Below are 21,996 nucleotides of genomic sequence, written 5' to 3' on the forward strand. Positions count from 1 at the left end.
CCCCGGCTCCTGGTGCCCGGCGCCACCGCCAAGGCCCAGCCCCCCTGACCGGCTCCGTGCCAACTTGTCTGGTCAAGTTTGGCCGCGGTTCTTCCGTTCGACAGCACCGGCCGATACCCATGTCCCGTTCATCGTGCACAGCCGGGCCGCACGGCCCTCACCCTCACGACATCCTCCTCAACGGGACGAGGTACACGAATGCGCATGCGCGGGAGATCCCTCGGCGGGCTGCTGGCCCTCCTCGGCGCCCTCATCGTCTGCGCTCCGCCGGGCCATGCGGCCGGGAGCAGCGGCAATCTGATCGTCAACGGCGACGCGGAGGCCGGCGGTTACTGCACCGACGACTGGGCCTCGGCCACCACGGTGCCCGGCTGGACCACCCAGGCCGGCGGGCCGGACGTCATGTGCCACTCCGTCGCCTCCTTCGGGCTGCCCGGCGACGGCAGCACCCCCGGCAAGGCCTTCTTCGGGCCCGGCAACTTCGGTGACGGCTCGATGACGCAGACCGTGGACGTCTCCTCGGCGGCCACGGCCATCGACGGCGGGGGCGTGGGCTACCACCTCTCCGGCTGGCTCGGCGGCTGGACCGTCTACGGCGGATACGCCGCCGTCGCTCTGCACTTCCGCGGCGCGGACGGCCACCCGCTCGGCACGACGGCCAAGCTCCCGACGGTGTCCGCCTCCGACCGGGGCCAGGCCACCAAGTTCCTCTCCCGCACCACCACCGGCACGGTCCCCGCGGGGACCCGCTCCATCCAGGTCGAGGTGCAGTTCCTGTCGACGTCCCACGAGACCGGCTACCTCGACAACCTCTCCCTCACCCTGGACACCCCCGTGACCACGCCGGCGCCGCTCGCCCCGCCCGTGTCGAAGGTGCCCGGCTACGACCACGTGTTCATGGTCATGATGGAGAACACCGACTACTCCGAGGTCATGAACGACCCGGCCGACACGCCCTACATGCACAGCCTGATGGCCCAGGGCGCGAACCTGACCGACTTCCACGGTGTCTACCACCCGAGCGACGAGAACTACCTCGCCGTCGCCGGCGGCGACACCTACGCCAAGGGCGCCACCTACTGGCCGAACATCAACTCCCCGCAGCGCAACCTCGGCGACACCCTGGAAGCGGCCGGCAAGAGCTGGAAGGCCTACGAGCAGGGCATGGGCACGCCCTGCAACACCAGCAACGCGAACGACAGCTACTACGAGCCCGACGACGCTCCGTTCATCAACTACACGGACATCAGCCAGAACCCGTCCCGCTGCGCCGCCCACCTCTTCGACACCTCGCAGCTGACCACCGACCTGAAGTCGGCCTCGACCACGCCGAACTTCTCCTGGATCGCCGCGGACGACTACTACGACGGCGAGGCGTCCGGCAACGGCAGCCCCACCAGCCTGAAGACGCAGGACGGCTGGCTGAAGCAGACCCTCGCCCCGGTGCTGTCCTCACCCGCGTGGACCCAGCAGCGCTCCCTGCTCGTCCTCACCTGGGACGAGAGCCAGAGCGAGGCCTACAACCACATCGCCACGACGGTCGTCGGCTCGCAGGGCACCGTCCCGGCCGGGACCAGCAGCCCGGCCCACTACGACCACTACGGCATCGGCCGCACCATCGAGGCGGCCCTCGGCCTGCCCGGGCTGACCGGCAACGACACCTACGCGACGCCGCTGAACGCCGCCTTCGCACCGTCGACCGCGACGACGCCGACGCTCACCGGCGACCTGAACGCGGTCGCCGACGGCGGCAACGTCACCTTCCGCTACTCGGTGCCGTCCGCCGCGCAGGCGAACGCGAAGAACTGGATCGGCATCTACCCGGCGGGCGTCGCCCCCGGCCATCAGTCCTCGCTCACCTGGTCCTACACCCCGAACGCCAGCGGTACGGCGACCTTCGCCACCTCCAAGCTGCGCGGCACGGGCACCTACGACGTGTACTACCTGTCCAATGACGGCTATTCGGTACTGGCCGGGCCGTTCTCCCTGACCGTGGGCTGATCCGCGGACACGGGTCGCGACATCGCGGCGGACTCCGGGTGCAGCGGCAGCGCCGCACCCGGAGCCGTATCCGTCGGCGGGCCCCTCCGGACGGACGGGACAGGCCCGTTGTTACCGTGCACGGCGTGTCTGACTCCTCACGCGATACCGCGCAGGGCGCCGGCTGGGGCTCGGCCGAACGCGGCGCTTACCAGCAACTCATGCCCGTCCACGTCGAGAAGCTGTCGTGGCTGAACCCGAGGACCCTGTGGGCCGCCCGGAACGGGGTGCTCGCGTCCTGGTTCGGCGATCCGACGGGCCGTACCCGCAGCCGCTGGGCGGCACAGCGGGCCGAGGCGGGAGCACCTGCCGACAGGGTGATCCGGCGGGACGTGCCGGACCGATTCTCCTTCATGGTCATCGGCGACACCGGTGAGGGGGACGCCTGTCAGTACTCCGTCGTTCCGGGCTTTCTGAAGGCCGGTCAGGACACCGAGTTCGCGGTGATCGCGAGCGACGTGATCTATCCCGTGGGCAGCGCGGACGACTACGGCACCAAGTTCTTCCGGCCGTACCAGGACTACCCGGCCCCGATATACGCGGTACCGGGCAACCACGACTGGTACGAGGACCTCGGCGCGTTCATGCGCGTCTTCTGCGCCGACGCACCGCCGCTCGCCCCCGAGCCCGCACCCCGCCCGCTCACCCGGGCCTGGTGGCGCTCCCTGCTGTGGCACCGGCCGCGCCCGACGGACGGTCAGCAGCTCGCCGACGCAAGGAAGTTGCGGTCGACGCCGGAGCAACAGGCCGTGCAGCCGGGGCCGTACTGGGCGATCGACGCCGGGCCGGTGCGGATCGTCGGCATCGACACCGGGCTGCTCGGCACGATCGACGCCGAACAGGGCGCCTGGCTGCGGGAGATCTCCCGCGGGCCGAAGCCGAAGATCCTGATCACGGGCTCGCCGCTGTACGTGGACGGCGAACACCACCCCTGCGCCATCGAGGGCGGCGGCACGGTCGACGACATCGTCCGCGACCCGGAACACCACTACGTGGCCGCGATCGGCGGCGACATCCACAACTACCAGCGCTACCCGGTCGACGTGGACGGCCGGACCGTCCAGTACGTGGTCGCGGGCGGCGGCGGCGCGTTCATGCACGCCACGCACACCATCCCGCGGGTGTCGGTCGCGAACGTCACCGAGCGGGACTTCCGCTGCTATCCGCTGCGCGGCGACTCGCTCGCCTTCTACAGCCGCCTGTACGGCCGCCGTCTGCGCCTGCGCCGCTTCTTCACCCTCACCGAGTCCGAGGCGACGGCCGTCGTGTCCGAACGGCTCGGCATCGAGCCGGGCCGGGCGCCCGGCCCGGACGCCCGGGTCACACGGCGCACCCGCCTGGTCGCGGGCCTGCTGGGCACCGGTGGCCGCCCCGACCGCGCCTCCCGCTTCCGGCTGCCGGTGCGCAAGCTCTACACCCAGCTGTTCTCGCCCGGCTCCGCCACCTACAGCCCGCCGTTCTTCAAGTGCTTCCTGCGTCTGGACGTGACCCCGGAGGCGGTACGGCTGCGCTGCTTCGCCGCCACGGGCAACCGGCCCCAAGAGCTCGATCCGCCGGTCGAGGACGAGGTCACCATCGCGCTGAAGTGATCACACGCCTGTCACATTCGCCTGCCAGAATCGAAGGCGAAACGACGTACGCCCGCTGGAGGAGCCCGTGCCGTCCACGCCCCGCCCGCTGCGCAAGCTCGGTTTCCTCACGATCGGTCTGTTCGACGCGGCCGATCCCGCCCGGGGCCACGCGTCCACGCTGGAGATCATCGAGCTGGGCGAGCGGCTGGGCTTCGACAGCGCCTGGGTCCGGCACCGCCACCTCCAGTACGGCATCTCCTCCCCCGTCGCGGTGCTGGCGGCGGCCTCGCAGCGCACCCACCGCATCGAGCTGGGCACCGCGGTGATCCCGCTGGGCTGGGAGAACCCACTGCGCCTCGCCGAGGACCTGGCGACCGTGGACATCCTGTCCGGCGGCCGTCTGAACCCCGGGGTCAGCGTGGGCCCGCCGATGCACTTCGAGCAGGTCAAGGAGGCCCTGTACCCGGACACCGCCGACACCGAGGACTTCACCTACGAGCGGGTGCGGCGGCTGCTGGACCTCGTGCGCGGCACGCCGGCCACCGGCTTCAGCGGGGTGGAGGGATTCGAGGTGTTCTCCGACGTCGTGCAGCCGCACTCCCCCGGGCTCGGCGGCCGGCTGTGGTACGGCGGCGCCAGTCCCGGCTCGGCCCGGTGGGCGGGCGAGCACGGGATGAACTTCCTGACCAGCAGTGTCGTCAAGGCCGGCGATCCGGAGGGACCGCAGGACTTCGCCGAGATCCAGCGGTCCCACATCCGCGCGTTCCGCGCCCGCCACCCCGACGGGGACGCGGCCCGCGTCTCCCAGGGCCTGGTGGTGATCCCGACGGACTCCGCGAGCCCCGCACAGCGCGCCAGGTACGAGGAGTACGCGGCCAAACGCCTCCCCCGCACGGCCTCCCCGCAGGGTCCGGCACGCCTCCTGTTCGCCCCGGACCTGGTCGGCACCTCCGACGAACTCGCCGAGCGGCTGCACGCGCACGCCGCGTTCCGCGAGATCGACGAGGTGGCGTTCGCGCTGCCGTTCACCTTCGAGCACGAGGACTACGTCCAGATCCTCACGGACATGGCGACGAAGCTGGGCCCGGCCCTGGGGTGGCGGCCGGCCGGCTGAGCCGGGTTGCGAACAATCCGTGGAGGCGCCGGTGGCCCGGTACTCCTCCTGCGTCACCGCGCCGGCCCTCGTATGAGTGAGAGGCGCACAGGACGGCGATCCCGGCGCCGGACGCGGACGCGCCCGACCCGGGCGACGGCTCAGGGGGAGGTCGAGTGGCGGCGGGTTTACCGGCTGCTGCCGGAGAGGGCGGCGCGGGCCGCCCGGACCCGGAACACGGACAGCGCAGCGACGACGGCGACGGCCCGGACCCGGCACGGACACGAGCACGAACACCGACAGTCCAGGACAACGGGGACAACCGGGACGACGGGGAGGGAGGGGACGGCGGCTTTCCGGGGCCGGGGCGAACGGCTTCTCGCCGCCGTCCCCGACGACGTGACCCGCCCCGCCGCCATGACCACCTGGGAACTGGATCCGATCGTCTACGGAACGTTCCGCCACGCGCTGCTGCTGGACCACCGTTCGACCAGCCCGCTGCCGAGTGCCTCGGCCGTGCCGGGCCAGCCCCGCCCGGGGGGCGGCAGCATCATTGCGGACAAGACCATCGGTACCCGGCGCGGCCCGATCTACCCGATGGCCGACGACGGCCGCGTCACGACGGTCCTGCAGGACGCCCGCCTGATCTTCTGGCACCCCCTTCGCACCGCGTCCTCGGGTCCGTCCCGCTGCCCTTGACGGTCGTCTGCCCGTCGACCGTCAAGCCGGCACCGCCCGCCCCGTTCGACTCCTCCTTCTCCCCCGGCCACCGGACCCTGGTGATCCGTGCCCGTTGTCCGCCACGCGACAGCGCGGCGGACAACGGGGACGACAAGAGCACCTGGACGTACCGGCGATGGATGCTCACGTATCCGTCGCCGTGAGGCGGCACCCGCTCACCAGCGGCCGGCCTGCGTGCCGGTGACCGCCTCGGACGGTGTGCCGTCCACGCCCACCGGTACGTCGCCCGCGAGCATCACCCGGTGCATGATCCGGGGGAAGTCCAGGTGGGCGTTGTCGCCGGGGGCCAGATGGATGGTGGCCCGGTTGTCCCAGAAGGCGACACTGCCGGGTTCCCAGCGGAAGCGGACCGTGTACTCGGGGCGGACCGCCTGCTCCAGGAGCATCTCCAGCAGGGCCGCGCTCTCCGGCCGGGAGACGCCGGTGATCTGTTCCAGGTAGTAGCCGTTGACGAACAGCACCCGCTCCCCCGTCTCCGGGTGCACGCGCACCAGCGGGTGCACGGACGCCACCTGGTGGTCCAGCAGATGGCGGACGTAGGCGTCGTCGCCGGGCCGCGGCTGGTAGCCGACACCGAGCCGGTGCTCGGCACGCAGTCCGTCCACGAAGGCGCGGACCGGCGCCGACAGTCCGGCGTAGGCGGCGGCCAGGTTGGCCCAGGTGGTGTCCCCTCCGTACGGCGGAACGGTCTCGGCGCGCAGGACGGTCGCGGCCGGCGGGTCGATGCGGGCGCCGTGGTCGCAGTGCCAGCCGCGCAGCAGGGTGTGCCGGCGGCGCTGCAGCCACTCCTGGTGTTCCATGCCGAAGCGGCCGCCCAGCTCCAGCCGGTCCGCGGTGGTCTCCACCTCGGGGACGCCGGCCGGGGAGGCGCTGCCGCGCCGGCCGAGCACGACCGGCTCGCCGAAGCGGCGGGCGAAGGCGACATGCCCGGCGTGGTCCAGGCGCTGCCCGCGGAAGAACACCACCTTCCAGCGCAGCAGCGCCTCCCTGATCAGGGACACCACGGCGTCGTCGAGGGGCTCCGCGAGGTCGATGCCGGTGATCTCGGCGCCGATGTGCCCGGCCACCGGCCGTACGTCGACGCCCTCGACCGGCTCCGCCCGCCCGGCTCGTTCCGCTGTGTCCCTGTGAGTCGTCATACGCGCTCCGAAGGTCGTCCGTACGGGCTCTGCAGAGATCGTGACAGCCGTGCGGTGCGTTGGCGACAGGGCCTGCGCTCATGATCGCCGGCTGACGGCGCTCGACGCCGGGGGCCGGCCCGGGCGAGTGGGCCGCGGGCGGTGCCAAAGGTCCCGCGCCGTGCGTGGCCGACGGCGGCGGCCGGTCAGACGACGCTCGACGTGGCCGGTCACTGCTCCTCCGCGTGTTCCTGCCGGGCGCCGGACCGGGGCGCGGCGAGGCTGCCGAGGATGTCGAGGAGTTCGTCGCTGCGGCTGCCGGGCTCGGCGTGGAAGACGACCAGGGTGAGGCCGTCGGTGCCGTCCACGGAGAGCTTGTTCGAGTACAGGTCGAGGTCGCCGACCTGCGGGTGGCTCAGACGGCTGACCCGGCCGCGCCGGGGCCGTACGTCGTGCCGGGCCCAGAGCGTGCGGAAGCGTTCGCTGCGCAGGGACAGATCGCCGACCAGGTCGCGCAGCCGCGGGTCGTCGGTGTCGAGTCCGGCAGTGGCGCGCAGAGCGGCGACGCCCTCCTCGGTGAGGTCGTCCCAGTCCCGGCGCAGTGCGCGCTCGGCGGGGTCGAGGAGGACGGCCCGCAGCAGGTTGACGCCGGGCGTGTAGTTCGCGGTGAGCGCCGTGGCAAGGGTGTTGGCGGCGAGGCAGTCGGTGTACCGGTTCTGGAGGTAGGCGGGGTTGCGGGGCCAGCCGTCGATGAGCTGGAGGAGGCTGGAGGACACCGGTTCCGGCCGGCGCGCCGTCCCCGCGCGGGACGGGCGGCGGGCGTCGGCGGGGCGGTCCCGGGCCAGGCCGAGGAGGTGGGAGGTGGCGTCGGCGTCCAGCCGCAGCACACGGGAGATCGCCGCGAGGACCTGGGCGGACGGGTGGCGGTCGCGGCCCTGCTCCAGACGCAGGTAGTAGTCGGAGCTGATGCCGGAGAGCATCGCGACCTCCTCGCGGCGCAGCCCCGGCACCCGGCGCAGGCCCGAGCCGGGCAGCCCCACGTCCTCGGGCCGCACCTGCGCCCGGCGGGCGCGCAGGAACTCGCCGAGCGCGTTCGTACCGTCCATGACACCACCGTACGGCCGTGCCGGTGACGGTGGCTGTCCCTGCCACTCCCAGGAACGCGGGAGCACTGCCGCCCGGGGCGCGTCGGCCGCACGGTGGAGACAGATCACCGAAGGCAAGGGTGACCCGGCACATCACGAGAGGTACGACATGACTGAACAGCTCGGCGGCACCGTCACCCCGGCGCACGGACTGGCCCTGACCCGCATGGGCTACGGCGCCATGCAGCTGGCGGGACCGCACGTCTTCGGCCCGCCGAAGGACCGGGCCCGGGCCGTGGCGGTGCTCCGCGCGGCGGTGGAGGCGGGCGTCACCCACATCGACACCGCCGACTTCTACGGGCCCGTGGTCGTCAACGAGATCATCCGGGAGGCTCTGCACCCCTACCCGGACGGCCTGCACATCGTCACCAAGGTCGGTGCCCGGCGGGGGGCCGACGGCAGCTGGATCGTCTCCCGGCATCCCGAGGACCTGAAGGCGCAGGTGTACGACAACCTGCGCAGCCTCGGCGTGGAGACGCTGGACCTGGTCAATCTGCGGCTGGGCGACATGGACACCCCGAACGAGGACTCGGTCGCCGAGCAGTTCGGCGCCCTGGCAAAGCTGCGGCAGCAGGGGCTCGTCCGGCACCTCGGGCTCAGCACGGCGTCCGCGGCGCAGTTGGAGGAGGCGCGGGCGATCGCGCCGGTGGCCGAGGTGCAGAACCTGTACAACCTGGCCAACCGGCAGGACGACGCCCTGGTGGAGCGGACGGCGGATCAGAACATCGCCTTCGTGCCGTACTTCCCGCTCGGCGGCTTCACCCCCTTGCAGTCGCAGGCGCTGTCGAAGGCCGCCGCTCGGCTGGGAGCCTCGCCGCAGCAGGTCGCCCTGGCCTGGCTGCTGCGCCGCTCGCCGAACATCGCGGTCATCCCCGGGACCTCGTCCCCGGAGCACCTGCGCGAGAACCTCGCCGCGGCCACGCTGGTCCTGCCCGAGGACACGGTGGCGGAGCTGGACGGCATCGGCGGCTGAAGGTCCGCCGCCGGGGTACTCGGGAGCCCGTGGGGCGGACGCACGGAAGGGAGCCGCACGTGGTGGCGGAGGACCGGCTGCGGACCTACCGCGGCAGGCGCGACTTCGAGCGGACCCACGAGCCGTCGGGCAGGGCGCCGGCGTCCGCGGGCGGGGAGCCCCGGTTCGTGGTGCAGATCCACGACGCGCGCCGGATGCACTTCGACTTCCGGCTCCAGGTGGGCGACGTCCTGAAGTCCTGGTCCGTCCCGAAGGGCCCGTCCACGGACCCCGGGGACAAGCGGCTTGCCGTGCCCACCGAGGACCACCCGCTGGAGTACGAGTACTTCGAGGGCGTGATCGCGAAGGGGGAGTACGGGGGCGGCACCGTGATCGTCTGGGACAACGGCACGTACGAGCCCCTCAGCCATGACCGCAGGGGGCGTCCGGTGGACTTCGCCCGGTCCCTGGGGGGCGGGCACGCCACCTTCCGGCTGCACGGCACCAAGCTGCACGGCGAGTACGCCCTCACCCGCTTCCGCGGCGGCCGGGACGGTCAGGAGGCCTGGCTGCTGGTGCGCAAGGGAACGGCCCGGCCGGCGGGCCACGCCACCCCGGATCCCCGCCGGGCCCGCTCGGTCCGCACCGGCCGCACCCTGGCCCAGGTCGCCGCGGACGGCGAGGGGTGACCGGGGGCGACGGCCCGCCCCGGCTCCCCCGCACGCCCTGCCCGTCGGGCAGCGGCGCCCTCGCCCGGCCGGCGCCCTGCCGTCCGGACGTGTCCGGGGCAGAGCCGCATCACGGAACGGAGGCAGCCATGGGTGCAGACCCTCCCAGTGGGCGCTGCCTCCAGGCCATTCGCTGACTTCAGCCGGCCGGGGGCCGCACGGCCCCCTTTTCCCGCGCCGGGCACGGCTCCCTTCGACGAGGCAACCACGACCGCCCGGGCGGTCCGTTCCTGCTCATCCGTCCTTCCCCGTGCTACCCCGGGTGACCCCCGTCCTGCCGTCGGTGCACAGGCCGCGGTCCGGCGCTCCGTCGTGCCCGGGAGGGGGGCGGAGGTTTTTCGTGATGTCGGCGAACTGCCCGTCCTGTCCGGCATCGACCTGCAGGTCCGTGCCGGTGAAGTCGTCGCCCTGCTCGGCAAGTCGGGCTCGGACAAGTCCACGCTGCTGCGCTGCCTGGCCGGGCTCGTGCCCGCCGGCTCGGGCGCCGTCACCCACAAGGGCACCCCGCTCACCGGCGCCAACCCGGGTGCGGCCAGGGGGTCACCCGCCAGCTGGAGACGGCCACCGACTGGGGCCGCCACGCCGAGCTGTACTCCTAACGACGCCGAGCCGCAGAAGCGCCGTCTCGACGGGCACGACGACCTGTGCGCGGCGGCCACCGGTGCGGGCCGGGGCCGAGCCGGTTCCGCAGGCGCAGGCGTCAGTGCTCCGTGGCCGTCCGCCGGACCCCGGCCACCCGTGCGGGAGCGCGTCGCTTGCGCACGACGGCCGCCGCCTTCGCTTCCACGGCGGCCGCCCGCCCGGCTTCCGGCGCCGGGACGTCCTCCGCGGCGACGGCCGCGTCCGCGGCCAGCACCGCGCTCTCCAGCAGTGCCCGCACCGGCGGGCCGGCGATCCGGTAGAAAATGCGGGTGCCCTCGCGGCGCGACGTGACCAGCCCGGCCGCACGCAGCTTCGCCAGGTGCTGGGAGGTGGCCGCGACATGCGCCTTGATCAGCTCGGCCAGTCGGCCGACCGGCAGCTCCCGCTCGCTCAGCGCCCACAGCAGCCGGTGACGCGACGGGTCGGCGACCGCCTTGAGCACCGCCACCGAGCGCTCGGCCCGCTCCTCGTCCCACGACGCTACTTGCGCTTCCATGCAAATAGGGTAGCCCGTGGTGCACCGGGCGCCTCGCAGCGCGCTAATTGCGTAGATGTGCAAATATGGGGGAAGGCGCCGAGGAGCCCGCAGCGGCGGTTCCGGCCCGGCCGAGGAGGAGGTGAGCGACATGGACTGCAGCAGCAGTCCGGGCCCCGACAGGCCCCGCATCCCCGTGTCCCCCAGCTCCTCGGGCATCCGGTAGCCCCCGGCTCCACGGCCGGACGTGCGGCCGCCATGCCCTCGACATGTCCCGTTCCGGCGGGGCGAGGGGAGGTTCCCATGGCGAACCTGACCACCGCCGCCTTCGCACTCCGTCTCGCCACCGGCGTCGCCTGCGGCGCCCTGATCGGCGTCGAACGGCAGGGGCGCGCCCGCATGGCCGGTCTGCGCACCAACGCCCTCGTGGCCGTCGGCGCCACGCTCTTCGTCCTCTACAGCGAGGCGGTCGGCGACGCCGGCAGCCCCACCCGGGTCGCCTCCTACGTCGTCTCCGGCATCGGCTTTCTCGGCGGTGGCGTCATCCTGCGCGAGGGCGGCGGTGTGCGTGGCCTCAACACCGCGGCCACCCTGTGGTGTTCGGCCGCGGTCGGTGTTCTCGCCGCCTCCGGCCGACTGGCGCTGTGCCTCGTCGGAACGGCCACCGTGCTCGCCGTTCACCTGATAATGCGCCCCGCGGGCCGGCTGATCGACCGCGTTCCGCAGCGCGACCCCGACAGCGAGGCCCTGGAACCGGGCGTGCGCGACCTGCACTGGCACCTGGACGACACGGCCCTCGACCCGCAGCGGGAGGCGGTGGCATGAACGACCTCGACACCCTGCGTGCCCGCCACGCCGTCCGCCGGGCCGCCCGGCAACTGGCGGAGGACGCCCCGGGGCTGACCGCCGGCTCGGCGAGCGCGCTGCGGGCCGGACTCGCCGCCCGCACCGCCTGTCTCCGCAGAGCCGCGCTCGCCGCCTGGCTCGTGGGCATTCCCACGCACGTGATCGCCGCCGACGGTCGCGTGCCCGTGGCGGTCGTGCGCCGCTGGATCGCGGCGCGGTACGCGCCGCACCACTGCGACGACGGCCGGCCGTGACGCGGAACGGGGCTGCCGCACGGCTCGCCGCTCTCCGGGGACGCACCGGATCCGGGCCGGCCGTTGCGGTGATCACGCCTCGGGCAGCGGCTGCTCCGCCCAGATCGTCTTGCCGCTGCCCGTCTGCCGACTGCCCCAGCGCTGGGTGAGCTGGGCGACCAGCAGCAGGCCGCGGCCGCCCTCGTCGTAGGCGTGCGCCCGGCGCAGGTGCGGTGAGGTGGAACTGGCGTCGGAGACCTCGACGATGAGCGCGCGGTCGCGGATCAGGCGCAGCTTGATGGGCGGTACGCCGTAGCGGATGGCGTTGGTCACGAGTTCGCTGACGACGAGTTCGGTGACGAACGCGGCCTCCTCCAGTCCCCAGGCGGCCAGCTGCTCGGTGGCCGCCTGCCGGAAGGCTGCCACCTCCGCCGGATCGGGCGGTACGTCCCAGGTGGCGACGCGATCGGTGCCCAGGGCGCGGGTGCGGACCATGAGCAGGGCCACGTCGTCGGTGGGCTGTTCGGGCATGACGGCCTTGAGGACGTTGTCGGTGAGGTCTTCCAGGGAGTCGGCCGGCGCGCCGAGGGCGCGGCGCAGCTCGTCGGTGGCGTGGTCGACGTCCCGGTCGCGGTCATCGATCAGCCCGTCGGTGTAGAGGGCGACGACCGAGCCCTCGGGCAGGTCGACCTCCATCGCCTCGAAAGGCAGCCCGCCGACACCGAGGGGCGGTCCGGCGGTCATGGGGAGGAACTCGGGGGTGCCGCCGGGCAGGACGAGGGCCGGCGCCGGGTGGCCGGCAGCGGCCAGGGACAGGCGCCGGGAGACGGGGTCGTAGACGGCGTACAGGCAGGTGGCGCCGAGCTCGGCGACCTCCTCTCCGCTGTCCTCGGCGGCCAGGTGGGTGACGAGGTCGTCAAGGTGGGTGAGGAGTTCGTCCGGGGGCAGGTCGACGTCGGCGAGCGTGCGCACGGCCGTGCGCAGCCGGCCCATGGTGGCCGAGGACTGGATCCCGTGGCCGACCACGTCGCCGACGACCAGCCCGACCCGGCTGCCGGAGAGCGGGATCACGTCGAACCAGTCGCCGCCGATGCCCGCCAGCGATCCGGACGGCAGGTACCGGTGGGCCACCTCGACCGCTGCCTGCCGGGGCAGCCCCCTGGGCAGCAGGCTGTGCTGGAGGGCGTGGGCGGTGCTGCGTTCGCGGGCGAAGCGGCGGGCGTTGTCGATGCAGACGGCGGCGCGGCTGGCGAGCTCCTCGGCGAGGACGGCGTCGTCGGGCGCATAGTCCTCGGGATGGCGCGAGCGCACGCACACCGCGACGCCCAGCGTGGTGCCGCGGGCCAGCAGCGGCACCGCGATCATGGAGTGGACGCCCTCGCGGTAGGGGCGGCCCTCGGGCCTGCGCGCGTTGCGCTCCGCGAGCCACTCGTCGAAGTCGGGCTCGCCGGTCCGGCCGAGCACCGCGCCTCCCTCCTGCAGGGCGCGGGCCGGCGGTGAGGACGGCCGGTAGCTGTGCATCTCGTCCAGGTGTACGGCCACACCCGGGTTGCCCTCCTGGGTGGATCCGTGCGCGACGCGACGCAGCGTGATGCCGCCGTCCGGGACCACGGGTGGCTCGTCCTCCCCGAGCACCCAGTCGAGCAGGTCGACGCTGGCGAAGTCGGCGTACTGCGGGACGAGCAGCTCGACCAGTTCCTCGGCGGTGCGCACCACGTCCAGGGTGGTGCCGATGCCGGTGGCCGCCTCGTTCAGCAGGGCGAGGCGGCGCCGGGTCCGGTACTGCTCACTGCTGTCGAACGCCGCCAGCGCGACCCCGGTCAACTCGCCCGACACCTCCCGCAGGGGCCACATCTCGATGCTCCAGGCATGCACCCCGTTGGGGGCGGGGGTGCCGGTGAAGCTCTCATAGCGCACCGGCAGGCCGGTCTCGGTGACCTGGCGCAGATGGTTCAGAAAGCCCCGGCTGTGCTCGGTGTCCTCCACGGTCTCCGGGTAGAACCGGCCGACGAGCGTCTCCTCGGCCACACCCAGCCGCCGGCAGGCGGCGGCGTTGGCGCGCAGGTAGCTCTGCCCGAGGTCGAAGACCGACATGGACATGGACGCCTGCTGGAAGGCCTGGTCGGCCAGGGCGGTGCCGGGCACGGTGGCGGTGACCACGTATCCGGCCGCCTCGCCGCCCGGGCCGAGGACCGGGCAGGCGGAGAGTGCCTGCTCGACCCGGTGGCCGTCGCGGTGGCGCAGTGCGACGGTGCCGGAGCGTGCGGCGAGCACACTGGGGGGTACGTCCTCGGCGAGGAGGCCGGCGGCCGGCCGGCCGACGATCTCGTCCGCCGTGTGCCCCGTGAGCAGCCGCGCACCCTCGCTCCACCCGGTCAGCCTGCCCTGGGCATCGATGATCGCCGCGGCCGCGACACGCTCCATATGCCCAAGGATGATCCGAATGTTCCGACGCATCAAGCGCGGAGACGACCCGGCTCAGCCCTGGTGGGTACGGAGTGCGGACAGCGCCCGATCGGCGTGGGTGTTCATGCGCAGTTCGCTGCGGACGATCTCCAGCACCGTGCGGTCCTGCGCGATGACGAAGGTGACCCGTTTGGTCGGCGCGAGGGCGAAACCCCGCTTGACGCCGAACCGCTCGCGCACCGCCCCGTCGGCGTCGGAGAGCAGGGGCATGCCGAGCGTGTGACGCCCGGCGAACTCCTGCTGGCGCTCGACGCTGTCGCCGCTGATTCCGACGGGACGGGCACCCACGGCCGCGAATTCCGCGGCGAGATCGCGGAAGTGGCAGGCCTCGGCCGTGCAGCCGGCGGTCAGGGCGGCGGGGTAGAAGAACAGCACGACCGGCCCGTCGGCCAGCAGCTCGGTGAGCCGCCGGACGGTGCCGTTCTCGTCGGGCAGAGCGAAGTCCTCGACCTTGCCCCCGACCTCGATGCGCTCCGTCATGACCGCTCCTCCCCGCCACGGGCGACGCCGCGGGCCCACAGCACGAGGGGTACCTGGAGGGGCAGCCGGGCCAGGGCCGCGGTCCGCTGCGGGGCGGGCCGGTGGCGCCAGTCCACGGCCATCTTCACGTTGGCGGGGAAGACCCCGACGAAGAACGCGGCCGCCGCCCTGGCGGCCACGGCGCGGGTGCGGGGCGAGGCCACCCCGGCCGCCAGCGCCAGCTCCACGACCCCGCTGCCGTACGTCCACGCCCTGGGCGAGCCCGGCAGGATCCGGGGGACCGTGGCGTCGAACTGCTTCGGGGAAGCGAAGTGGGCGACCCCGGCGGCGGCCAGCAGGCCGGCCAGCAGCAGGGGTGATCGTTCGGACCGGGACACGGTTCCTCCTCTGGTGATCTGCCGCCGGATATTACTCGACGGTAGGGCGAGGGGCGCCCCCTTCGGAAGGATCGGCTCCGGCCGAACGACCCGCGCACGGCTTCCCCGCGGAGACGTCCGCCCGATGTCGCGCCTCGGGCTCCCGCCCTCAGCCCCTGCCTCCGGAGCGAGCGGCCCGGAGCCCGAGCCCCGCCACCGCAGCGGCCCCCGGACACATCCGGCACCTTCTCCGCATGGTTGCTTACGTCAAGTAAACGACCGGGGCGCGCGAAGCGGAGTGGCACGTTCACGGAGACGGACAGGACGGCGGGACGCCTCCCGGCCGACGACCGGCTCGACCGGGGAGCGGCCGCACCGCCCGTCCCCGGGCACGTCCCCGGCGTCCCACGGGATGCCGGGACGGCATCCCGACAGCCCGCCACGGCAACGCTGACTGACGTGATCACGTTGCGTGGTCACGAGAACGACAGCCGGAGGTTTCCATGATCCGACGGACCATCAAGAGCGGTCTGCTGACCACGGTCGCATTGCTCGCGTTCCTGCCCGCGGCGGCCGGGGCCACCCCGGCGAGCGCCGCGACCACCCCGCGCCCGGCAGCCGCCGCGGCGGCACAGCACCCCGCGCAGCACCCGAAGCGCCCCAAGCACCACGCCAGGCGGCACACGCACCGCGCCCACCACCGTCGGCTCTCCTACCGTCACACCCACCACCTCGTCGCGCCGGGAGTGGCACGGGCCGCCATGCAGGGCCTGTCGTACCACCGCACACGGCCCGTCGTCGGCCGGGTCGTCACGCACCGCGCCCGGCTGAACGTCCGCTCCGGCCCGGGCACCTACTACCGCGTGATCGGCCACCGGCACGCCCACCGGCTGCTGAGGGTCGCCTGCAAGACGTACGGCTCCCGGGTCTTCGGCAACCACATCTGGTACCGGCTCCCCCACCACCAGGGGTACGTCTCCGCGCGCTACGTCCGCACGGGACGCGCCGTCCGGTGGTGCTGAGCACCGCTGAAGGTCGTACGACCTAAGCGTCGAAGGCCCGTTCGGGAACTCCCCTTCCCCGAACGGGCCTTCGACCCATGGGTGCCTCACCGTCCTCACACCTCACCGCGTGTTCCAGAGGCCGGTCTCCAGGGAAGCCATTCCGACAACAGGGGCCAAAGCGCCCATAGCGGAAGTGGGAGTCGAGGGACGCACGATGCCCCATCCCCAAAGATCGGCCGCACCTGACGAGCCGCTGGTGGTGAAGCTGCGCGAACTGAGAGACCGTACAGGACTGAGCCTGGCGGCCCTGGCCGCACGCACCCCCTTCAGCAAGTCGGCCTGGCACCGCTATCTGACCGGCACCCAACGACCCCCGCGACCGGCCGTGGAGGCGCTCAGCCGGCTGGCCGGCACCGATCCCGCACCCGTACTGGCCCTGTGGGAGGCGGCCGAGGAACCGCCCGCGCCCGCCCCGCCGAAGCAGCAGGAACGGCCCCTCACCCGATGGCTCCCGCTGTCGGCGCTCGCCCTGCTCGGTACGGCCGTGGCGGTGGCCGTCGCCGTCAGCGTGACCGGGCGGCCGGGCACCCCCGCTCCCGCCGCCCAGACCCTGCTGCCCCGGCCCGGCTGTCATGCACGCGCGTGCCGGGGCGAGTTGCCGGACGCCTCGGTGTGCGCCCGGGACGCGCAGACGGAGAGCCGGGTCACCGACTCCGGCTACGACGTCCGACTGCGCTACTCGCGCGCCTGCGGCACCGCGTGGTCGGAGGTGCGCATGCACTCCCCACGGGCACGCGAGGTGTCGGTGCGGGCGGGACGCGACCTGCTGTCGGCGAGCTATCCGGCGGAGGACTCCGCCGGATACACCAGCCCGATGCTCGCCGTCCGTTCACCCCGGGGTGTGGAGGCATGTGCCGAGGTGGACCGGCGGCTGGCGTGCACCGGGCTGGACGCGGAGCCGCAGGACGAGTGACGAGACGGACGGGTGCCGCCCCCGTTGCGCGAGAGCGGCACCTGGCCGGGCCCTGTCCGAGGGCCGCCGCGCGCCGGAGAACCGCCCTCGCACAGCGGCCCGCCGCCCTCGCATACGTCGCAGGCCCGCCCCGTACGCAGGCGCCCCGCAGGGCTGTCCGACCGACGCCTTCGAGGTCTTCGAGGACTTCGAGGACTTCGGGCCGGCGCACTCTACGGGGCCGCCGAACAGGTCGGTCGTGGTGGCGACGCGTGGCGGTCAGCGGGGACGGGTGACCGGGGCGAGCCACAGCCCCACGATCGCGTCGGCCAGCCCCGTGGCCACCTCGCTCCAGGTGGTGCGCGGTGTCGGGGCGCCCTCGGCGAGGGCCCGCTCCCGCTCGGCGCAGGTGTGCAGGATCAGCGTCCGGACCATCTGGCCGCGTTCCGTGCGGACCTCGGCGGGCAGCGCGGGCAGGGTGCGGTCCAGGCCGGCGATCGCCTCCCGCAGCGCAGGTGAGGTCAGGGACTCCTCGACCATGATGTCGTGCAGCGCCGGGTCGGTCATCACCTGGGCGCAGAACCGCGCGTACCAGGTGGGGCTGCCCAGACCGGCCAGGTGCTCGGTGACCGGGCGCACCAGGCAGTCCACCCAGTCGCGTACGTCGGTGGAGCCGGCGGCCGCCACCAGGGCCCTCTCCCGGAGCACCTCGACGGGCCCGGCATGCCGGCGCGCGACCGCGCGGACCAGGTCGGCCTTGGTGCCGAAGTGGTAGCCGACCGCGGCGTTGTTGCCCTGGCCCGCGGCCTCGCTGACCTGCCGGTTGGAGACGGCGTACACGCCGTGCTCGGCGAACAGCCGCTCCGCCGCGACCAGGATCGCCGCCCGCGTCGCGTGCACCTGCTCCGCCCGGGCCGTCCTGCGCGCCATGCTCACCACCGCTCCGGGACTGCGCACCGCCCTGGGGCGGCCAGTCCCGCGCACCGCTCCAGGTCCTCGACCGGGGCGGCGAGGTCCAGCCGGGGAAGCCTACGGGGCACGCCCGGCCCCCGGCCGACAGACCCCGCCCGACCGCGTTACCGACGATCGCCAGGTCGAAGGGACCGAGGACCTCGCTGATGACCGGCGCGCACCCGGAGGCGGTGGCGGTCACGGTGACGGTGACGGGCCACGGCGAGGCCGGACGTCCATGACCGTGGCCAACTCGCGGCATCGGCACCTCAGTCGGGGCAGGTGTCGGCGCGGCCCCGGGCCGCCGGCCGTCGACACGGGCCCGTTCAGGCGAACCGGTGCCGCAAAGGGCGTGCGGGCGCCCGGAGCGGTCGACACCTTCAGCCGTGACCGCCGTGACCCTCCCGCTCATCGCGCCGATGCTCGCCACCCCCGGACCGTTGCCGCCCGCCGCCCAGGACCCACGGTGGGCGTACGAGACCAAACAGGACGGCCAGCGGGTCATGGTCTATCTGCCGGGCGACGGCAGGGTGCTGCTGCGCGCCCGCTCCGGCGAGGACATCACCGCCGCCTACCCCGAACTGCAGCCGCTCGGCGCCGCCGTGGGCGCCACGCCCGCCGTCCTGGACGGCGAGGTGCTCGCCCTGGACGAACAGGGACGCGCCGACTTCCAGCTGCTGCAGAGCCGGATGGGCCTCGCGCATTCCCCCGCCCGGGCCGCACGCCGGGCCACGCAGGTGCCGGTGCACCTGGTGCTGTTCGACGTCCCGTACCTGGAACGCCCCTTGCTGCGGCTTCCCTACACGCAGCGGCGGGCTCGGCTGACGGACCTGGGCCTCGCCGGACCGTACTGGTCGACGCCGGGAGCGGTGACCGGACACGGCGCCGAGGCACTCCGGGCCACCCGCGAGCACGGCCTGGAGGGCCTGGTGTGCAAGCGGCTGGACTCGGTGTACGAGCCGGGGGTGCGCTCCCGTGCCTGGATCAAGATCCGGAACATGCGCAGCGAGGATGTGATCGTCGGGGGTTGGTTGCCCGGCAAGGGCCGGCTGACCGGGCTGCCGGGCGCGGTGCTGGTCGGCCAGCGCGCGGGCGGCCGGCTGCGCTACGTCGGCGGCGTGGGCACCGGCTGGAGCGAGGCCGAGCGGACGGAACTGGCGGCGCTGCTCAGGGCCGCCGCCAGCGGCCGGTGCCCCTTCGACCCGGTACCGCGGATCACGGACGCGCACTGGGTGCTGCCCCGGCTGGTCGGCGAGGTCGGCTACAGCACCCGGACCCGGGCCGGCATGCTGCGCCAGCCGTCGTGGCTGCGGCTGCGTCCGGACCTCACACCCGAGACGTCGTCGGCGGACCTGCCGGAGGACTTCGCCTGACCGCAGGAACAACAGCGCGGAGGTCCCGACCACGTGAACCACAGACGGAACGACCTGGACGTACCTGCGCGGAGCACCGGCGGAACATCCTTCACTTTGTCCTCCCCCTGCGGGCCTGCGGTGTCGCCGCCGCCGATCTCCGTGGACGCTTGCCGGGTCGCAGCTCATGATGACGGGATGGATCGTCTCGCCGAACCGCCCGGAGACCTGCCCGCAGCCGTGGACGCCGCCGGTCGGCTCGCCCTCGCCCTCGCCCGGATGCGGTTCCACGACCGTCTCGGCACCCGGAGGAAGCAGAAGCCGAGCCACGGCCCGGCGGTCGCCGGATGAGCCGGGAGAGGACCGGCGCCCGGGAGCTGTACGAAGGGCTCCTCGGCCATGACGGCCGCGACGCGTACGCCGCCGTCGTCGAGCCGTGGCTGGCGCACGCCCGGGCGGCCGGTGCCCCGCTGCGCGCCCCGCTGCCGGGAGCGGCCGATGCGCGGGCCCAGGGCCCGGGACACCCCGGAGCTCTCTGGGAGCTGTACGCCCTCAGCCGGGTCAGCGACGTTCTGCTGCTCTCGTTCCAGCCTCCCGGTCACGATCCGTGGGCGGGACCGGGCCTGACCGAGGATCAGTATCTGCTGCTGTTCACGGGCCTGGGCATGGTGCCGTTCGAGGAGCACTCGGTCTTCGATCCCTTCCTGCACGAGATCGTGGAGGTGGAGCAGACGGCGGATCCGGACGAGCCGATCGTGGTCACAGGCGTCGTGTGGCCCGGTCTGTGGCTGGGTGACATGGTGTTCGCCCGGGCCGGTGTGCGGGTGCGGGCCGGTGCCCGGCACGCCGAGCGCGGGGTGGCCGACCGCTCTGCGCTGTACTGGGCCTTCCGGCGCCGGCACCGGCCCACGGTCGACCTGTCCATGGGCTGGGGATCCAACTCGCAGTGGCGCACGGACTTCCGCGTCGACATCCGCGGCAGGGCGCAGGACCGGCTCAACGTCATGGGCAGCACGGACGTCGACGAGGTGGCGGCGGACAGTGCCGAAGCCCTGCTGACGCCGGCCGAGCGGCGCGAACTCCTGCGCCACCGCAGCCTGCTGCGGACTCCGCGGCGTGCGAGCGCCCTCACCGCGAGTCCCGGCTGGGATACGGATCTGTTCCCCTTCGACTGGCGGCTGACGGTCCGACCGGGACGGGGCACGGTCCCCGAGGGTCTATCGTGTCCCCCATGTCCGTCCCGGAGCTGATTCGTATCGTCTCGCGCGACTCACCGATGGCCCTCGCCCAAGTGGAGCGCGTCCGCACCGAGTTGGGTGTGCTGCACCCGGGAGTGCGCACCGAGGTCGTGCCGGTGAAGACCACCGGCGACAAGTGGCTCGGCGACCTCTCCAAGGTCGAGGGCAAGGGGGCGTTCACCAAGGAGGTCGACGCGGCCCTGCTGGCCGGGGAGGCGGACCTCGCGGTGCACTGCGTCAAGGACGTGCCCGCCGACCGGCCGCTGCCCGCCGGCACGGTGTTCGCCGCGTTCCTGAAGCGGGACGACATCCGTGACGCGCTGGTGCATCCGGGCGGGCTCACCCTCGACGAGTTGCCTGCCGGTACCCGGATCGGCACCTCCTCCGTGCGCCGGGTGGCACAGCTGGCCGCCACGCACCCGCACCTGGAGTGCGTGCCCTTCCGCGGCAACGCCAACCGCCGGCTGGAGAAGCTGGCCGCCGGGGAGGCGGACGCGCTGCTGCTGGCGGTGGCCGGTCTGGAGCGGATCGGCCGCACCGACGTGATCAGCGAGGTGCTGTCCCCGGAGACGATGATGCCGCCGATCGGCGCGGGCATCCTCGCCCTGCAGTGCCGGGAGGGCGATGCCGAGCTGATCGACGCGGTCAGCGGGCTCGGGGACCCGGCCACGCATCGGGAAGCGACGGCCGAGCGGATGTTCCTGCATGTGCTCCAGGGGCACTGCAACAGCCCCATCGCGGGCTACGCGCGCGTGGACCGCAGTGGTGAACTGTCCCTGCGGGCCTGCGTGTTCACGCCGGACGGCAAGACCCGGCTGAACGCCCACGAATGGGCGGGCCGGCTCGATGCGGCCACGCTCGGCACGTCGGTCGCGGTGGCGCTGCTGCGGCAGGGGGCGCGGGAGATCATCGACGGCATCCCGCACTGACTCACGTCAGGCGCATCCCGCACCCACCCACGTGAGGTGCATCCAGCACTCACTCATGTCAGGCGTGTCCCGAACCGCCTCACGTCGCGCGCACCCGCGCTGCCCCGTGTCGGGCGCATCGCGCACCGACCCGCGCCCGTATCCCGCATGGACCGGCGTCAGGCGGTGCCGGGCTCCGTCTGGTCCTTCAGGAAGGCGCTGACCTGGTGGGCCAGGCTGCTCTGGCCGGTCCCGGCCGGCGTGGGCGCGGCGGTCCCCTCCGTGACACCGATGCCGCCCGTCCACAGGCGGCGGTCGGCCCACTCCTCCTCGACCCGCAGCTGGACCTGTACGTCCACGTGCGTCAGGACGGCTTCGGGGGCGGCCGCGTAGACCACGGCGGTGGCCCGGCGCAGCGGGTAGACGTCGAAGCCCTCGATGAACTGGGAGTTGCGCCAGTCGATGAACGCGCCCTCCCCGTCCGGGCCGACCCGCACGTCGATCTGGCCGTCCTCCAGGTGGATGCCGTAGTGGCGGGCACCGCGGTTCTCGACGGTGATCCGCACACTGAAGTACGCGAGGCCGGCCGCGGCGTCGTCGCGTCCGCGCGGCGGCTCGGCAGCCTCCATGCGGTGGACGCGGACCCGCAGACCGGCATGCTCGTCGTACTCGTGCCAGTCCCCGACCACGTTCGGCTCGTACACA

At 73.4% G+C, this 21,996-nt stretch carries 22 protein-coding genes and 1 pseudogene; 15 read left to right on the forward strand and 8 right to left on the reverse strand.

All coding sequences use genetic code 11. The features are described 5' to 3' along the window. Window positions 1-204: 204 nt before the first annotated feature. From ACFZCP_RS40855 to ACFZCP_RS40870, 4 genes are all read left to right on the forward strand, one after another. Window positions 205-2,001 carry an alkaline phosphatase family protein gene (locus ACFZCP_RS40855; protein ID WP_391440828.1) on the forward strand — a complete coding sequence of 599 codons (1,797 nt, stop codon included), beginning with the start codon at window positions 205-207 and terminating at the stop codon, window positions 1,999-2,001. 125 nt (window positions 2,002-2,126) lie between these two features. Next, window positions 2,127-3,629, forward strand: a complete 1,503-nt coding sequence (locus tag ACFZCP_RS40860) for a metallophosphoesterase (protein ID WP_391440831.1) — start codon at window positions 2,127-2,129, stop codon at window positions 3,627-3,629. A gap of 67 nt (window positions 3,630-3,696) precedes the next feature. Continuing rightward, window positions 3,697-4,725, forward strand: coding sequence for an LLM class flavin-dependent oxidoreductase (locus ACFZCP_RS40865; protein ID WP_391440834.1), 1,029 nt, complete (start codon window positions 3,697-3,699; stop codon window positions 4,723-4,725). A gap of 396 nt (window positions 4,726-5,121) precedes the next feature. After that, window positions 5,122-5,403: a hypothetical protein gene (locus ACFZCP_RS40870; RefSeq protein WP_391440837.1), complete on the forward strand. Its 282-nt coding sequence runs from the start codon at window positions 5,122-5,124 to the stop codon at window positions 5,401-5,403. A gap of 197 nt (window positions 5,404-5,600) precedes the next feature. On the opposite strand, the gene ACFZCP_RS40875 is transcribed toward ACFZCP_RS40870, so the two are convergent. Both ACFZCP_RS40875 and ACFZCP_RS40880 read right to left on the reverse strand, forming a co-directional pair. Beyond that, window positions 5,601-6,584, reverse strand: coding sequence for a TauD/TfdA family dioxygenase (locus ACFZCP_RS40875; RefSeq protein ID WP_391440839.1), 984 nt, complete (start codon window positions 6,582-6,584; stop codon window positions 5,601-5,603). 209 nt (window positions 6,585-6,793) lie between these two features. Then, window positions 6,794-7,669: a helix-turn-helix domain-containing protein gene (locus ACFZCP_RS40880; protein ID WP_391440848.1), complete on the reverse strand. Its 876-nt coding sequence runs from the start codon at window positions 7,667-7,669 to the stop codon at window positions 6,794-6,796. Between the two features lie 148 nt (window positions 7,670-7,817). Here ACFZCP_RS40880 and ACFZCP_RS40885 point away from each other — a divergent pair, with 148 nt between their 5' ends. From ACFZCP_RS40885 to ACFZCP_RS40895, 3 genes and pseudogenes are all read left to right on the forward strand, one after another. Then, on the forward strand, window positions 7,818-8,681 hold the full coding sequence (locus tag ACFZCP_RS40885) for an oxidoreductase (RefSeq protein WP_362700530.1): 864 nt from the start codon (window positions 7,818-7,820) through the stop codon (window positions 8,679-8,681). A 59-nt stretch (window positions 8,682-8,740) separates the two neighbouring features. Then, the gene (locus ACFZCP_RS40890) at window positions 8,741-9,349 is read left to right on the forward strand and encodes a DNA polymerase ligase N-terminal domain-containing protein (protein ID WP_391440855.1); all 609 of its coding nucleotides are present in this window, start codon (window positions 8,741-8,743) and stop codon (window positions 9,347-9,349) included. Window positions 9,350-9,700: 351 nt separating this feature from the next. Next, a pseudogene (locus tag ACFZCP_RS40895) lies at window positions 9,701-9,892 on the forward strand (ATP-binding cassette domain-containing protein); the annotation flags it as partial. A 196-nt stretch (window positions 9,893-10,088) separates the two neighbouring features. Here the strand turns inward: ACFZCP_RS40895 and ACFZCP_RS40900 are convergent. After that, entirely contained in the window at window positions 10,089-10,526 is a 438-nt protein-coding gene (locus ACFZCP_RS40900; protein WP_391440860.1) for a metalloregulator ArsR/SmtB family transcription factor, read from the reverse strand. Between the two features lie 282 nt (window positions 10,527-10,808). On the opposite strand from ACFZCP_RS40900, the gene ACFZCP_RS40905 reads away from it, so the two are divergent. Next, window positions 10,809-11,330 (forward strand): MgtC/SapB family protein, encoded by a 522-nt coding sequence (locus tag ACFZCP_RS40905; protein WP_391440867.1) that lies wholly within the window; start codon window positions 10,809-10,811, stop codon window positions 11,328-11,330. Next, window positions 11,327-11,605, forward strand: coding sequence for a hypothetical protein (locus ACFZCP_RS40910; RefSeq protein ID WP_362700539.1), 279 nt, complete (start codon window positions 11,327-11,329; stop codon window positions 11,603-11,605). The genes ACFZCP_RS40905 and ACFZCP_RS40910 overlap by 4 nt, the downstream gene beginning before the upstream one ends. 72 nt (window positions 11,606-11,677) lie before the next feature. On the opposite strand, the gene ACFZCP_RS40915 is transcribed toward ACFZCP_RS40910, so the two are convergent. Genes ACFZCP_RS40915 through ACFZCP_RS40925 form a run of 3 tightly spaced genes read right to left on the reverse strand, consistent with a single transcriptional unit; the run spans window position 11,678 to window position 14,907 of the window. Further along, the gene (locus ACFZCP_RS40915) at window positions 11,678-14,008 is read right to left on the reverse strand and encodes a SpoIIE family protein phosphatase (RefSeq protein ID WP_391440875.1); all 2,331 of its coding nucleotides are present in this window, start codon (window positions 14,006-14,008) and stop codon (window positions 11,678-11,680) included. Window positions 14,009-14,062: 54 nt separating this feature from the next. Beyond that, window positions 14,063-14,530, reverse strand: a complete 468-nt coding sequence (locus ACFZCP_RS40920; RefSeq protein WP_391440880.1) for a redoxin domain-containing protein — start codon at window positions 14,528-14,530, stop codon at window positions 14,063-14,065. Next, entirely contained in the window at window positions 14,527-14,907 is a 381-nt protein-coding gene (locus ACFZCP_RS40925) for a DoxX family protein (RefSeq protein ID WP_362700545.1), read from the reverse strand. Before ACFZCP_RS40925 ends, ACFZCP_RS40920 begins: the two co-directional genes overlap by 4 nt. A gap of 482 nt (window positions 14,908-15,389) precedes the next feature. Between ACFZCP_RS40925 and ACFZCP_RS40930 the strand changes: the two genes are divergently transcribed. Both ACFZCP_RS40930 and ACFZCP_RS40935 read left to right on the forward strand, forming a co-directional pair. Continuing rightward, the gene (locus ACFZCP_RS40930; protein WP_391440887.1) at window positions 15,390-15,908 is read left to right on the forward strand and encodes a hypothetical protein; all 519 of its coding nucleotides are present in this window, start codon (window positions 15,390-15,392) and stop codon (window positions 15,906-15,908) included. Window positions 15,909-16,104: 196 nt separating this feature from the next. Continuing rightward, the gene (locus ACFZCP_RS40935; RefSeq protein WP_391440891.1) at window positions 16,105-16,863 is read left to right on the forward strand and encodes a DUF2690 domain-containing protein; all 759 of its coding nucleotides are present in this window, start codon (window positions 16,105-16,107) and stop codon (window positions 16,861-16,863) included. Window positions 16,864-17,121: 258 nt separating this feature from the next. Here the strand turns inward: ACFZCP_RS40935 and ACFZCP_RS40940 are convergent, their stop codons facing one another. Further along, a complete protein-coding gene (locus tag ACFZCP_RS40940; protein WP_391440896.1) occupies window positions 17,122-17,772 on the reverse strand; it encodes a TetR family transcriptional regulator in 651 nt (216 codons plus the stop codon). Between the two features lie 416 nt (window positions 17,773-18,188). Here ACFZCP_RS40940 and ACFZCP_RS40945 point away from each other — a divergent pair, with 416 nt between their 5' ends. From ACFZCP_RS40945 to hemC, 4 genes are all read left to right on the forward strand, one after another. Continuing rightward, the gene (locus ACFZCP_RS40945) at window positions 18,189-19,166 is read left to right on the forward strand and encodes an ATP-dependent DNA ligase (protein WP_391440965.1); all 978 of its coding nucleotides are present in this window, start codon (window positions 18,189-18,191) and stop codon (window positions 19,164-19,166) included. 177 nt (window positions 19,167-19,343) lie between these two features. After that, entirely contained in the window at window positions 19,344-19,496 is a 153-nt protein-coding gene (locus tag ACFZCP_RS40950; RefSeq protein WP_391440901.1) for a hypothetical protein, read from the forward strand. Then, entirely contained in the window at window positions 19,493-20,395 is a 903-nt protein-coding gene (locus ACFZCP_RS40955; protein WP_391440903.1) for a hypothetical protein, read from the forward strand. The genes ACFZCP_RS40950 and ACFZCP_RS40955 overlap by 4 nt, the downstream gene beginning before the upstream one ends. Continuing rightward, window positions 20,377-21,312, forward strand: coding sequence for a hydroxymethylbilane synthase (hemC, locus tag ACFZCP_RS40960; protein WP_391440910.1), 936 nt, complete (start codon window positions 20,377-20,379; stop codon window positions 21,310-21,312). Before ACFZCP_RS40955 ends, hemC begins: the two co-directional genes overlap by 19 nt. A 158-nt stretch (window positions 21,313-21,470) precedes the next feature. Here hemC and ACFZCP_RS40965 read toward each other — a convergent pair whose 3' ends face one another. Next, the gene (locus ACFZCP_RS40965) at window positions 21,471-21,995 is read right to left on the reverse strand and encodes a hypothetical protein (protein ID WP_391440915.1); all 525 of its coding nucleotides are present in this window, start codon (window positions 21,993-21,995) and stop codon (window positions 21,471-21,473) included. Window position 21,996: the final 1 nt, after the last annotated feature.

It is taken from the genome of Streptomyces sp. NPDC007971 (assembly GCF_042958635.1).
In the GTDB taxonomy this organism is placed as follows: Bacteria; Actinomycetota; Actinomycetes; order Streptomycetales; family Streptomycetaceae; genus Streptomyces.

Excerpts from the sequence above, each read along its gene's own strand:
- ACFZCP_RS40920 (WP_391440880.1), bottom strand. The coding sequence starts at position 14,530 with ATGACGGAGCGCATCGAGGTCGGGGGCAAGGTCGAGGACTTCGCTCTG.
- ACFZCP_RS40955 (WP_391440903.1), top strand. The coding sequence starts at position 19,493 with ATGAGCCGGGAGAGGACCGGCGCCCGGGAGCTGTACGAAGGGCTCCTC.
- ACFZCP_RS40885 (WP_362700530.1), top strand. The coding sequence starts at position 7,818 with ATGACTGAACAGCTCGGCGGCACCGTCACCCCGGCGCACGGACTGGCC.
- ACFZCP_RS40940 (WP_391440896.1), bottom strand. The coding sequence starts at position 17,772 with ATGGCGCGCAGGACGGCCCGGGCGGAGCAGGTGCACGCGACGCGGGCG.
- ACFZCP_RS40935 (WP_391440891.1), top strand. The coding sequence starts at position 16,105 with ATGCCCCATCCCCAAAGATCGGCCGCACCTGACGAGCCGCTGGTGGTG.
- ACFZCP_RS40900 (WP_391440860.1), bottom strand. The coding sequence starts at position 10,526 with ATGGAAGCGCAAGTAGCGTCGTGGGACGAGGAGCGGGCCGAGCGCTCG.
- ACFZCP_RS40905 (WP_391440867.1), top strand. The coding sequence starts at position 10,809 with ATGGCGAACCTGACCACCGCCGCCTTCGCACTCCGTCTCGCCACCGGC.
- ACFZCP_RS40930 (WP_391440887.1), top strand. The coding sequence starts at position 15,390 with ATGATCCGACGGACCATCAAGAGCGGTCTGCTGACCACGGTCGCATTG.
- ACFZCP_RS40880 (WP_391440848.1), bottom strand. The coding sequence starts at position 7,669 with ATGGACGGTACGAACGCGCTCGGCGAGTTCCTGCGCGCCCGCCGGGCG.
- ACFZCP_RS40875 (WP_391440839.1), bottom strand. The coding sequence starts at position 6,584 with ATGACGACTCACAGGGACACAGCGGAACGAGCCGGGCGGGCGGAGCCG.
- ACFZCP_RS40950 (WP_391440901.1), top strand. The coding sequence starts at position 19,344 with ATGGATCGTCTCGCCGAACCGCCCGGAGACCTGCCCGCAGCCGTGGAC.
- ACFZCP_RS40910 (WP_362700539.1), top strand. The coding sequence starts at position 11,327 with ATGAACGACCTCGACACCCTGCGTGCCCGCCACGCCGTCCGCCGGGCC.
- ACFZCP_RS40855 (WP_391440828.1), top strand. The coding sequence starts at position 205 with ATGCGCGGGAGATCCCTCGGCGGGCTGCTGGCCCTCCTCGGCGCCCTC.
- ACFZCP_RS40870 (WP_391440837.1), top strand. The coding sequence starts at position 5,122 with ATGACCACCTGGGAACTGGATCCGATCGTCTACGGAACGTTCCGCCAC.
- ACFZCP_RS40915 (WP_391440875.1), bottom strand. The coding sequence starts at position 14,008 with ATGGAGCGTGTCGCGGCCGCGGCGATCATCGATGCCCAGGGCAGGCTG.
- hemC (WP_391440910.1), top strand. The coding sequence starts at position 20,377 with ATGTCCGTCCCGGAGCTGATTCGTATCGTCTCGCGCGACTCACCGATG.